10 protein-coding genes and 1 pseudogene are annotated in these 12,437 nt (G+C 62.0%); 6 read left to right on the forward strand and 5 right to left on the reverse strand.

Annotation, left to right across the window (positions count from 1 at the left end; translation table 11 throughout):
• From A3CW_RS45820 to A3CW_RS0110065, 5 genes and pseudogenes are all read left to right on the forward strand, one after another.
• Window positions 1-189: pseudogene (locus A3CW_RS45820) on the forward strand (4-hydroxy-2-oxovalerate aldolase); the annotation flags it as partial.
• Window positions 186-956, forward strand: a complete 771-nt coding sequence (locus tag A3CW_RS0110050; RefSeq protein ID WP_028203448.1) for a 2-keto-4-pentenoate hydratase — start codon at window positions 186-188, stop codon at window positions 954-956. The pseudogene A3CW_RS45820 and the gene A3CW_RS0110050, both read left to right, overlap by 4 nt.
• Window positions 957-1,010: 54 nt before the next feature.
• A complete protein-coding gene (locus tag A3CW_RS0110055; protein WP_028203449.1) occupies window positions 1,011-2,030 on the forward strand; it encodes an amidohydrolase family protein in 1,020 nt (339 codons plus the stop codon).
• Window positions 2,031-2,300: 270 nt separating this feature from the next.
• A complete protein-coding gene (locus tag A3CW_RS0110060; protein WP_154677897.1) occupies window positions 2,301-3,401 on the forward strand; it encodes a porin in 1,101 nt (366 codons plus the stop codon).
• Window positions 3,402-3,535: 134 nt separating this feature from the next.
• Window positions 3,536-5,014, forward strand: coding sequence for a carboxylesterase/lipase family protein (locus A3CW_RS0110065; RefSeq protein ID WP_051481363.1), 1,479 nt, complete (start codon window positions 3,536-3,538; stop codon window positions 5,012-5,014).
• Window positions 5,015-5,079: 65 nt separating this feature from the next.
• Here the strand turns inward: A3CW_RS0110065 and A3CW_RS0110070 are convergent, their stop codons facing one another.
• From A3CW_RS0110070 to A3CW_RS0110090, 5 genes are read right to left on the reverse strand one after another with little or no spacing between them, the layout of a single operon-like run.
• The gene (locus A3CW_RS0110070; protein WP_028203452.1) at window positions 5,080-6,303 is read right to left on the reverse strand and encodes a trans-sulfuration enzyme family protein; all 1,224 of its coding nucleotides are present in this window, start codon (window positions 6,301-6,303) and stop codon (window positions 5,080-5,082) included.
• The gene (locus A3CW_RS45825) at window positions 6,269-7,711 is read right to left on the reverse strand and encodes an aldehyde dehydrogenase family protein (protein ID WP_051481364.1); all 1,443 of its coding nucleotides are present in this window, start codon (window positions 7,709-7,711) and stop codon (window positions 6,269-6,271) included. The genes A3CW_RS0110070 and A3CW_RS45825 overlap by 35 nt, the downstream gene beginning before the upstream one ends.
• Window positions 7,708-8,598, reverse strand: coding sequence for a PhzF family phenazine biosynthesis protein (locus A3CW_RS0110080; protein WP_028203453.1), 891 nt, complete (start codon window positions 8,596-8,598; stop codon window positions 7,708-7,710). The genes A3CW_RS45825 and A3CW_RS0110080 overlap by 4 nt, the downstream gene beginning before the upstream one ends.
• A 35-nt stretch (window positions 8,599-8,633) precedes the next feature.
• On the reverse strand, window positions 8,634-9,350 hold the full coding sequence (locus A3CW_RS0110085; protein WP_028203454.1) for a transporter substrate-binding domain-containing protein: 717 nt from the start codon (window positions 9,348-9,350) through the stop codon (window positions 8,634-8,636).
• 34 nt (window positions 9,351-9,384) lie between these two features.
• Window positions 9,385-10,683 carry a pyridoxal phosphate-dependent aminotransferase gene (locus A3CW_RS0110090; RefSeq protein ID WP_245623587.1) on the reverse strand — a complete coding sequence of 433 codons (1,299 nt, stop codon included), beginning with the start codon at window positions 10,681-10,683 and terminating at the stop codon, window positions 9,385-9,387.
• Between the two features lie 157 nt (window positions 10,684-10,840).
• Here A3CW_RS0110090 and A3CW_RS0110095 point away from each other — a divergent pair, with 157 nt between their 5' ends.
• Complete coding sequence (locus A3CW_RS0110095; protein ID WP_028203456.1) at window positions 10,841-12,274, forward strand: aminotransferase-like domain-containing protein; 1,434 nt, start codon at window positions 10,841-10,843, stop codon at window positions 12,272-12,274.
• Window positions 12,275-12,437: the final 163 nt, after the last annotated feature.

The raw sequence follows: 12,437 nt of genomic DNA on the forward strand, positions 1-12,437 counted from the left end.
GGCGTGTATTCGAGCTTCCTGCGCCACTCGGAAGTGGCCGCGAAGAAGTACGACCTGAAGACGGTCGATATTCTCGTCGAACTGGGCAAGCGCCGGATGGTGGGCGGCCAGGAAGACATGATCGTCGACGTGGCGCTCGATCTGCTGGAGGCGAAGCAACAGCAGCCGGCGAGGGAGGTGGCCCAATGAATATCGAACACGCAGCGCGTTATCTCGACGATGCGGCCCGCGAGGCGCGTGCCGTCGAGCAACTGAGCACCAGCACGCCATTCCCGGTCGAAGACGCCTATCGAATCCAGCGAGCCTCGATCGCACGCCGTGAGGCGCGAGGCGAGCGCACCATCGGTGTCAAGCTCGGCTTCACAAGCCGCGCGAAAATGATCCAGATGGGCGTGGACAGCCTGATCTGGGGCTGGCTGACCGACACGATGCTCGAAGAGGACGGCGCACCCGTCGATCTCGACCGCTTCATTCACCCGCGTGTGGAGCCCGAGGTGTGCTTCGTGACGAAGCGCGACATTGACCGCCCGCTCACGGCGCTCGAAGCGTATGCGTACCTCGAAGCCGCTGCGCCCGCGATGGAGATCATCGACTCGCGCTACGAGGCGTTCCGCTTCACGCTTGAAGACGTGATCGCAGACAACTGTTCGAGCGCCGGCCTCGTCATCGGACCGTGGTCGCGGCGCTTCGACGGGCTGCGCAATGCGGGGGTGCTGATGCGCTTTGACGGCCGGGACGTGCAGATCGGCTCGACGGGCGCGATTCTCGGTGACCCGTTGCGCTCGATCGTGCAGGCTTCCCGTCTCGTTGCCAACGCTGAAGTTGTGCTGCCGGCTGGCTCGCTGATCATGGCGGGCGCTGCAACGGCCGCCCAGGCCCTGACGCCCGGGCTGCACGTGCAGTGCGTGATCGGCGGTCTCGGCCAGGTGGAATTCACGACGCGCCGCCACGGTTGAGCAGCACCGGATAGACCTCAACATAGGAAGCGGCGAAAGCCGGAGTTTCAGGCAATGACATTGCGAATCGACATCCATTCCCACTTCTTTCCGCCGATCACGCAGGAGGAAGCCGCGCGCCTCGACGCGCGAGACGCACCGTGGCTCGCGCTCGATGCGAGCGGCGAGACAGGCATGATCATGAGCGGCGACCGGCCGTTCCGGCCCGTGACGCGCCCGCTGTGGGATCCCGTAAGGCGCATTGAAGAGATGGACGCACTTGGCGTGGACGTGCAGGTGATGTGCGCGACGCCCATCTTGTTCGGTTATCGCTATCCGGCGCAGACGGCGCTGCAATGGGCGCAGCGCATGAACGACCGGGCGCTCGAACTGTGCGCGACGGCGCCGACCAGGCTCGTCACGCTCGCGCAAGTGCCGCTGCAGGACGTCGACCTGGCCTGTGCTGAGGCGACGCGCGCGTTTGCGGCCGGCCATCGCGGCGTGCAGATCGGCAATCACGTCGGCCCAAAGGATCTCGACGACGAGAGCCTGATACAGTTTCTCACGCACTGTGCGAACGAAGGCATTCCCGTGCTCGTGCATCCGTGGGACATGATGACCGACGGCCGCATGCAGAAGTGGATGCTCCCGTGGCTTGTCGCGATGCCGGCGGAGACGCAACTCAGCATTCTCTCGCTAATTCTCTCGGGCGCCTTCGAACGCATTCCGCGCTCGCTGAAGCTGTGCTTCGCGCACGGTGGCGGCAGCTTCGCCTTCTTGCTTGGCCGCGTGGACAACGCATGGCGCGAGCGCGACATCGTGCGAGAGAACTGCCCGCAGCTGCCCTCGTCGTATGTGGACCGCTTCTCGGTCGACAGCGCGGTGTTCGATCCGGGCGCATTGCAACTGCTTGTGAGCGTCATGGGCGAGGAGCGCGTGCTGCTCGGCTCCGACTATCCGTATCCGCTCGGCGAGCAGCGGATCGGCCACCTGATCGAAGCTCACCCGGGCTTCAGTGCGCGTGCCAAGGCGCGGCTGAGTGGCGAGAACGCCCAGAAGTTCTTCGGTCTGGCAGCGTTCGAGGCGGCCGCGTAACCGTACCCGTGTGCCGCAATCGAACAGGAAAGCCCCGCTATGCGGGGCTTTTCGTGCTGGGATGATCGATTGAGAAGTTCACGTTCGGATGCTTGATATGGAATCCATATAAATTGCAGGATCGAATGAAGGGTGGAATTTCTTTCAAGGGGGCCATCGTTTTTTTCCGTTTTGTTTTGTGCCGATCCATAGCAACATCGATTCGGCTCTGGGTAGCGCCAGATAGCAGCGTATCGAACATAACGACTAGATGTTGCAAAGGAGATCGGTGTGGGCATCGGAAAAGACGTAAGGATGTGGGGAGGTGCAGGCTGTATTGTGCTGGGCTGTTCGTCTGGCGCCTATGCGCAAAGTAGCGTCAATATTTCGGGATTCATCGGTGCAGGGCTTGCCTATACGAGCAACGTGGCCGGACACTCCAGCATCTATCAGGACTCCGGCGTTCTTCGTCCCAATACGCTGTCATTCATCGGCAAGGAGGACCTGGGTGGCGGCGTCAAGGCGCTCTTCTATCTGGGCACGCTGTTCTCGATCAATAACGGCGCAATCCTCGGCGCGCCCGGCAGCCTGTTCTCGCGCGAGTCCTATGTCGGGCTCGCTAACCAGTACGGCCAGGTGACCTTGGGGCAACAGCGCGATTTCATGTTCGATACCCTCACTGTCAATCAGTACTCGGGTAACTACTATCAGGGGCTCTGGGGCGCTCACCAGGGGCCGTTCCCGACATTCGGTGCGCCTTACGTGATCGGCGGCTCGTACGACTTCGATCGCCTCAACGGCGAGGCGCTCAACAACGCTGTTAAGTTCAAGAGCGCGAACTTTAGCGGTCTGACATTCGGCGCGATGTACGGCTTCGGCGGCGTGGCCGGTCATTTCGGCAACTCCAGTTCGCAGAGCTTCAGCCTCGACTACGAGTTCGGCTCGGGCGGTGTCGCCGCGGTGTACACGATGGCGAAGTCGCCGACGAACGAGAGCGGCAATGAGGGTATTCGCAATATCGGCGTGGGCGCGAAGTACAAAGTCGAGGTCGTTCAGTTCGCGGTGCTGGGCACGATTTCCCGCAATACCGGGACCGGCGCGCAGATCGACGCGCTCGACGCGACGGTGAGCTACGACTTCTCGCCCTTCTGGAACGTCGCCACGACCTATACCTACATGGGCGGCAACGTTGTGCTCGACAGCGTGCATGCAAACCAGGTCGGCGCGACGCTGACCTACCGCCTGTCCAAGCGCACGTCGCTATATGGCACCTATGTATGGCAACGAGCGTCGGGCCAGGACGCCCTTGCGCGCATCAACTCGACGCTCACGAGTCCGTCGGGTTCGGCAGCGCAGACGATGGTGGGGATCAGCATGATGCATATCTTCTGATCATCGCGTGGCGACACCTGTTGCGGGCGACGAAGTTTTCCCGTCACTCGTGGAGTGGATTTACCGCGCGGTCGGCAGCCTGAACGCCGAAACGTGCAGCAACGTAACGTAAGCATGAATGGGAGAGCGTTAATATGAGCATCGATTCGGGCAATGGCGTGCGTGTGGAGGAAGCGCGCTGCGACCAGGGGAAACTTTCCGGGGTAAGCGAAAAGGGCGTTCTGAGCTTTTTCGACATTCCATACGCCACCGACGGCGGGCGCTTTCGCGATGCGCTGCCTCCCGTACCCTGGCCAGGGGTACGCGATGGCACACGGCCCGGGCCGGTCTTTCCGCAACTTCCGAGCCGTCTCGACTTCGTGATGGGCCCGACGGCACGCGGCGCCGAAACATCTGAAGACGCGTTCCGCGTGAATGTATTCACACCATCGCTCGCCGGGCGCCTGCCTGTGTTGTTCTGGATTCATGGCGGCGGGTTCCTGACTGGCGGCGGCGCGCTCTCCTGTTACAACGGTGCCGAACTCGCGCGGAGCGGCCGCGCGGTGGTCGTGACGATCAATTACCGGCTCGGCATTCTCGGTAATCTCTATCTGCCCGGGGTCTCGGAAGGCAATCACTCGGTTCGCGACATCGCTGCGGCCCTCAACTGGGTCAGGGACAACATCGCGCACTTTGGCGGCGATCCTGCTGCGATCGTGATCGCCGGGCAATCCGCCGGCGCGTGGTACACGCAACTCCTGATGGCTATGGAATCGACTTCGCCGATTCCGCGCAGCGCCATCATGCTCAGTTATCCCGGCATCGAGCCGCGTTCGCCGGACGAAGCGCACTCGCTTGCCGAGGACTACTGCAAGCTCGGGGAGATCGACGCGCCGGCGCGCGTACTGCCGGGCATGCCGATCGATGCCGTGCTTGCGGTGCAGGCGAAGTTGCTTGCTTCGAAGGCTGCGTTCGCATCGGTGCCCATCGGCTTCATGCCGGTCCGCGACTCGCAGGTGCCCGCGAACCCGACCCGGGCCGCGGCGAGGTTCGCGCCCAAACCGCTCATGATCGGCTGGACGCGCGAAGAGACCGGCAGCTTCTTCGCGAGCAATCCCGCGCTTGTCAGTGCTAGCGCCGAAGCTGCACGCAAGCGTTTCGAGCAGATGCTCGGCGCGGACGGTGCAATTTGCTACGAGCAGTTGGTGAACCGGCGTGTGCAGGGTAGCCCGTTTTCGGCACTGGTCGACCTTACGTCGGAGGCGCTGTTCCGGCAGCCGTCGATCCGGCTCGCAGAGCATATCGCCGAAAACGGCGGGGCGGTATTCGCATACCAGTTCGATTTCCCCTCGCCACAGCCGTACGTAGGTGCAGGTCACTGCTACGAGTTGCCGTTCTTCTTCGGCAATTTCGGTCACTGGCCGGACGCGCCAATGATCGCGGGCCTCGATACCGTAAAGGCGCATGCACTGTCCAGCCGCATGCAGTCGTACCTGCTCGACTTCATGGACACGGGAAATCCGAATAGCGCAACACGGCCTGTCTGGCATCGTTACGAGCGCGACCGTCTGCGGTGTCTTCATTTCGACGAGGTCATTGGCTGCACCGGCGATGCGGAGCGGGTTGGTCAGTAGGTTGTTGTCGATCGTGAGATTGAAGATCGCGAGTTCGCGAACGTTCGAAGACATCGGCAGCCTCATCAGGCAAATGTCTCGTCGAGCGCCTCCTTGATATCCGCGATCAGGTCAGCCGGGTCTTCGAGACCGATCGACAGACGCAGGTGACCGTATTGCTGGAACACACCGGGATAACACTCCGACCCGCCGCGTCCCAACTTGCCCACGTGCACGATCAGAGTCTCGTCGTGGCCAAGCGAGACCGCCGAGGTAATGAGGCGCAGGTTCGCCACGAAGCGATTTTGTATCTCCGGCCCGCCTTTGACGGCAAACGCCATGACAGCGCCATACCCCATCCCGCCAAATTGGCGCGACGCAAGCTCATGTTGGGGATGGGACAGCAACCCCGGGAATACAACGAAAGCGACTCGCGGATCCTTGTCGAGGAATTCGGAGACCTTCTGCGCGGTTGACATGTGCTGAGTCAGCCGCAGCGGCAAGGTCACTGAACCTCGCATGATCAGCCACGCATTGAAAGGCGAGATGGAGCCACCCACGTCGACAAGTGCATCCCCCTTCAGACGGCGGATCAGTTCCGCGGGTCCGATTACCGCTCCGCCCATTGCATCACCATGACCATTGATGTACTTCGTCAAGGCATGAACAACGAGATCCGCTCCATGTTCAAGAGCTCTAAACATCGGCGGAGGCGTGAATGTCGCGTCGATCGACAGCATGGCGCCGGCTTCGTGTGCGATTTGCGCAATCGCATGAACATCTGCCACCTTCGTCGTCGGATTGGCAATGGTCTCGGCGTGGATCAGCTTCGTGTTTGGGCGCACGGCTTGGCGCACCGCATCGAGGTCGCTGATGTCCACGAACGTCGCCTCGATGCCGTACCGCTGCGGGAGCAGCTCACTGAAGAGGCGCCAGACGGCCTCATACGTCACATCGCTGACGACGACATGGTCGCCACTTTTCAGAAAGGTGAAGAATATCGCGTGTAACGCGGCAACGCCCGTGCTGAAAACGGCTGCATCCTCGCCGCGCTCCATCGCCGCAAGCTTGCGCTCGAGGCAAAGCTGATTGTGGCCAGAATTGCGGGTATAGAAGAGCGTCTGGGAATCCGACCAGTCGAGCGATGACGGGTCATCCGGCAATCGGTATGAGTTCGCCATCACGATCGGTGTACGGATCGCGCCCGTCGTGGCGTCAACGACGTTACCAGCGTGCACCGCCTGACTGTCGAAAGAGAGGCTTGGCGGTTCGTTCTTATCGGGCCGTTGCTGCAGGTTCCTGATTGCCATAGGTCGTCTTCCTGATGCACACGACTTTCGGTTGAGTCATTTCCTCATACGCAAACCTGACGCCTTCGCGTCCCAGGCTTCCGTACTTGAATCCCCCGAACGGCATGGCGTCGAATCGGTAATCCGATGAGTCGTTGATCATGACTCCGCCAGCTTCCAACTCGTCGGCCGCCTTGAGCGCGGCATGCAGATCGTTTGTGAAGATCCCGGCATGCAGGCTGTACTCGGGGCTGTTGGCAAGCGAAAGTGCCTCATCCAGTGTCTCTATCCGTTGCAGAACGACAATCGGGCTGAATATCTCCTGCTTCCAGAGGTCGCATTCAAAGCTGACGTCCTCGAGTACCGTCGGAGTGTAAAGCGGACCGTCTTGCCTGTTGCCGCACAGTAGCCTGGCTCCCTGATTGATTGCGGCATCCACCACACGTTTTGTTCGGGCGGCTGACTGAGCTGTGATCATCGGCCCAACGTCCGTGTCGGGCATCGCGGGATTGCCCGTTCTGAGCGCCTGGGTACGGGCAACGAAGCGCTTCCTGAACTCGTCATAGATGGAAGACTGGATCAGGATGCGTTGCGTGCCGATGCAGTTCTGGCCGGCTGCCCAGTACGCTCCCGACACGCACGACGCGACGGCGTCCGCGAGATTGCAGTCGTCCAGGACGATGACGGGTGCGTTACCTCCCAGATCCATCGTGAGTTTTTTCAGGCCTGAAGACCGCGCGATTTTCTCTCCGGTAGCGAAGCCACCCGTAAAGGAAACCATTCTGACGTCTCGCGATGAGACGAGTGCTTCGCCGAGCGCTGCACCACCCGTTGCGACCGAAACGACGTTCGATGGCAATCCCGCTGCCACCAGATATCCGACGAGCTTGATCGCCGAGAGCGGCGTGAGTTCGGACGGCTTCAGCACCACGGCATTGCCGCCGGCAATCGCTGGCCCAAGCTTATGCGCAACCAGGTTCAGCGGGTCGTTGTATGGCGTGATGGCAACGATGATGCCGAGCGGTTCCCGGGTGAACCATCCTTGACGGTTTTCTGATCCGCCATACGCGTCGAACGGTACGACTTCGCCCGCGTTGCGGCGCGCCTCGTCGGCAGACAACTTGAGCGTATTCACGCATCGCAGCACTTCCTTGCTGGCCTGCCGGATCGTTTTGCCCGCTTCGGCGACGATCAGATCCGCAAACGCGTCCTTGTCCCGCTCCACGAGCGATGCGCAGGCCTCGAGCACGCGGGAGCGTTCGTGACGGGACAAGTTGCGGCAAACGCGCGCGCCATCCTTCGCGGTCTGAATCAGTATCTGCGCGCCTTCCGGCGGCATGTTCACGACGGTGCCCACTTCGCCGCCATCGAAGGGGTTGGTGATCGAGATGAAGCCGCACGATACACTAATGGGGAATGCGTTGTTCATTTCTCCACCTGGAGCACAAGCGAGCCTTCCACGGATGTCACGCAAGCGCCGCCAACAGATACGTTGCCGTCCGCATCCACGCTTACCCTGACTCGTCCATCTCGACCGACGCAGCGCCCCTGAGCCGCCACGTAACCGGCTCCGCCAGGCGGCAACAGGCCGCGCTGCCATCGGAATGCAGCCACGCTGCCATTGCCGCTTCCGCAGACCGGGTCCTCCTCGACGCCACAGGACGGCGCGAAGGTACGCACTTCGATTGCCGCGTCGTCGCCGGGCTCGCGGGCGCCAAATACGGTCAGACCTGTCACGCCGAGGCGGCGTTCGAGTTCGGCCAGTCTCGCGAAATCCGGCCGAAGATCCAGTACGGACGCCGCATCGCTCAGTTGCGCCACGATCCAGATGGCGCCAACGTTCACGATACCCGGCGCAGTCTCGAGGTCGACTTTGCACCCGAGAGTGCGCTCCAGTTCGGCCACGTCTGTCGTGTGCAGCGGCTCCAGCTTCGCAGGTGGCAGCCGGAAGGTGAGCTCGCGGTCTTCGCCTCGCTTCCCGATCGTCAATTCGACGAGCCCGATGGCGCATTCCTGAATCAATCGACCGCTTCCGCGAGGTGTCACACGCCCGGCTTCCAGGACCGCGTGGGCGCTGCCAAGGGTGGGATGTCCAGCGAACTGAAGCTCGCTACGCGGCGTGAAAATCCTCAACCGATAGTCGGCCTCGGCTGTCGTGGGTGGAAGAACAAACGTCGTTTCCGAAAGGTTGGTCCACCTCGCGACAGCCTGCATCGTGTCGGTGGTCAGGTCCTCCGCGTCCAATACCACGGCCACCGGATTGCCGAGAAGCGGCCGGAGGGTGAAGACGTCGACAACTTTATAGGATCGCTTCATGTTCGCCTCGTCTGATTCCCGCGGACTCGTGCCGGTCAAGCAGCACTCACGCCGTCGAGCTCCGTCTCCGTGAGTCCGTACTTCGCCATGCGAGCACGGTGATCCGCGGAACCGAGGTACTTCCGGAGCTGCTCGTTCACCGCGTGCAGAAGATCGGGATTGCTCCGGTTGAACGAGAAGGCGCCGACAGGTGCCCGGCGTTCCTTGCCCTGTTCGAGCGAAACCGCTTCAAGTGCACTACTGGCGCCAGCCAGGACGCGGCTCCCAACTGCCGTGCTCGCATAGGCGTCGATCTTTCCTGCGAGCAGGGCGTCGATCGCGTGGGGCTGGTCCTTGAACGTCACGACCTGGTTATCGCTCACGCCTGCCGACTTTGCTGCATCGAACTGAATCGTCCCGGCGACGACCCCGAGCTGCGCGTCGTTGCGCGCCGCGATGGACCCGTAGTTCGTCAGCGCTTTCGGATTGCCATGACGAAGCAAAAAGCCATCGCCCAGCGACCAGACCGGCACGCTGAAGGCAACGCGCTCCGCCCGTTCGGCCGTCACGAAAATGGGCACGTTCATGTCCCAGTGGCCTTCTTGCAGGCCAGGCAGAAGCGCTTCGAACGAGGTCAAATGATGTTCGATCGAGGACACGCCGATCGCTCGAAGCGTAACGTCGGCCAGTTCGATGTCGGCGCCCGTTGCGCAACGATCTTCAGCCGTCCAGTAGAAGGGCGGTTCCTCGAGATACGCGATTCTGACTTTCATTGCTGTGCTCCATATGTTCAAGGGTTACGACGCGTCATGCAATCGCAGCGTCCAGCACCGACGACAGCGCGGATAATGCGGGTCCCAGGCGCTCGCGCGGCAGATAGCCAAAGCCCAGCCTGAATGCGCGGCTCGTTTCCCCAAACCATGTTCCGGACGCCAGCTGCAAGTCATGACCCGGTAGCAGATCCCAGAAGCGCGAGACGGCTGCCTCGTCGAATGCGTCCAGGCGCAGGCGCGCGCAGCACAGCGCACCGGCGTCGGGTCGGACCCACTCGACGCGTTTGCGCTCGCTCTCGCACCAGAGCGCGAGTTCCTGGAGCGCGCCGGCGAGCAACCGGCGTCGCGAGGCGAGCACTCCCTCCCTGTGACGCAGAAGCACGGTGGCGAGCGTCTCGTCGAGCACCGAACCCGAGATCACGGTGTTCATTTTGGCGATGGCCAGACGCGCCCGAAGATCAGCGTCCGCCACTGTGAGCCAGCCTGTACGCAATCCCGGCGCACCAAGTGCTTTGGATACCGAAGCGCCCGTGACAATCCGCGCGTCAAGTGCCGCGAAGCTGTCGACCACTGCATCGTCGCCATAGGCGGCTTCCCGATAGGTCTCGTCGATGAAAAGTATCGCTTCTGGAGAGCGCCTTTCCATCAAGACAAGGAGCTTCTCAATGTCGGCACGAGACACCTGAACGCCCGAGGGATTTTGCGGCGATGCGAGGCTAACCAGCTTGGTCTTCGACGACAGGCTTGCGTCGAACTGGTCCAGGTCAAGCCGATAGCCATTCTCGAACGAGAGCTTGACCTCGCGGACGTTGACACCGGCTCCGAGAAGGCAGTCACGGCTCGGCGGAAAGCAGGGTGTCGCGAGGACGGCCTCGTCGCCGGACCGGCAGATTTCGAAAGCGAGAAGAAAGAGCCCGAGCGCGGTGCCCTGTGTTGTGATGATCTGCCCGGCTGGCACACCGCAGCCCTCTGCGATAGCTTCGCGCAGCGCTAACGACCCAGCAGAGGTTCCATAACCGAGTTTCAAATCGCGAATTCGGTCGAGACCCGCCATGTCCAGCAGTTCGCCGACCGTCAAGTCTTGCGAAGTGCTCTCCGCCAGGTTGAACGGGCGATTCACGTCGAGCAGTGAAATGATCTCGTTACGAGGAAATCTCCCATGCCACTCCAGGGAATTCGGTTTGTTGAGACGAGGCCGCTGTCCTTCATCGAAATGCTGCTGAAAACCGTTCATGCTTTTGCCTTCCTGTTGCGGTGGATTCTTCGCCGGACGTTCCCGCACAGCCCTGATGGAAATCACAGCCGTGCGCAGGGCCTTGCTGCGGTACAGCATCCTGGCGCCTTCGGACGCGATCGCAACGCCTGCATCGTAGCGTTCTCCGGGAAACCATAACAGTCACAATTTTCCGCAGAATGGACCGACACAGTTTCTCTTGGCGCGCTGGGGCGCAGACTCGATAATCAGCGAATATTCCGTTATGAGCGCTTCCATGGACACGCCCTCGCCGTACCGTTACGAGCAATTAGCCGAACTCATCGTCGGCATGATCGACAAGGGAGCGCTCGCACCGGGCATGCGGCTCCCATCCGTGCGCGCAGTCAGCGAGCAGCACCGCATCAGCATCTCCACCGCGTTACAGGCGTACCGCATGCTCGAGGATCGCGGCGTCCTCGTCGCGCGTCCGCAGTCGGGCTTTTACGTCGCAACTACGCGCCGCGGCGCACTCGCGTTGCCGTCGGCATCGCGGCCACGCGCGCGGGCGTCGAGCGTGTCGATCAGCTCAGCCGTCGCGGCGCTGCTCGAGCATGCGTCGAATTCGGCCCTCGTGCCCCTGGGCTGCGCGGTACCCGATGCGGCGCTGCTGCAATCGAAGCGGCTTGACCTTGCGCTCGCGCGCGCCGCACGGCAACACGGCACGCGCTACAACACCTATTGCGCACCTCATGGCGAACCGCGCCTGCGCCGCGAAATCGCAAAGCGTGCGATGCGCGTCGGGCACGCGCTGTCGCCCGACGACGTGCTCGTGACATGTGGCTGCACCGAGGCGCTGACGCTCGCGCTGACGGCTGTCGCCAGGCGCGGGGATACGATTGCGATCGAATCGCCGACATATTTCGGGTTCCTTCACACCATTGAGATGCTCGGCCTGAAGGCTTTCGAACTGCCGACTCATCCGGCGCGCGGCATCGACGTCGGCGCAGTCGCACGCTTGCTCGATACGGAGCCGGTGGCAGCCTGCCTGCTGTCGTCGAGCTTCAACAATCCACTCGGCTCGGCGATGTCTGAAGCCGACAAACGGGCACTTCTAGCGGTGCTTGCACGGCATGCCGTGCCGCTCATCGAAGACGACGTCTACGGCGACATTCACTTCGGCCGCGAGCGGCCGAAGCCCTTCATCGCGCTCGACGGCGGAGCCAATACGATCTACTGCAACTCGTTTTCGAAATCCCTTGCGCCCGGATACCGGGTCGGATGGGTTGCTGCGGGTGCCTATATGCAGCAAATGATGGAGCGCAAGCTCGCGTTCAGCCTCTGCAGCCCAGTCTTGCCTCAGGTGGCACTCGCAGACTTCCTGGAAACCGGGGCATACGATTCACACCTGCGCAGCATCCGCCGCATCTTCGAAGCAAACCTCGCGCACATGACTCGCACGATCGAGGCTAGCTTCCCCGCCGAGACGAAAGTCAGCCGGCCGGCGGGCGGCTTCGTACTGTGGCTCGAACTGCCGAGACGCTTCGATTCGCGCGCGCTCTTCGACGAGGCACTCGAGCAAGGCATTTGCTTTGCGCCCGGCGACGTCTTTTCCGCGAGCCGGCGCTTTCGCAATTGCCTGCGCTTGAGCGCCGGGCATGTGTGGAACGACGACATGGAACACGGCGTCCGCCGCCTGGGCCGGCTCGCACGAACGCTGCTCGCGCGCTAAGCGGTATTGATGAATGGATATCGCGCTTATCCAGCGGGTGATTTTCTTTGGCTGAATAAGCGGGTGTCCGGCTGAGCGCCGGCAATGCGCACATCTTCATCTTCCGTACACCGCATTATCAGTTTCTCTAATGATGCCCCGCGCCTAATTTGATTTCCTGATT

This window comes from Paraburkholderia nodosa DSM 21604, assembly GCF_000519185.1.
Lineage (GTDB): Bacteria > Pseudomonadota > Gammaproteobacteria > Burkholderiales > Burkholderiaceae > Paraburkholderia > Paraburkholderia nodosa.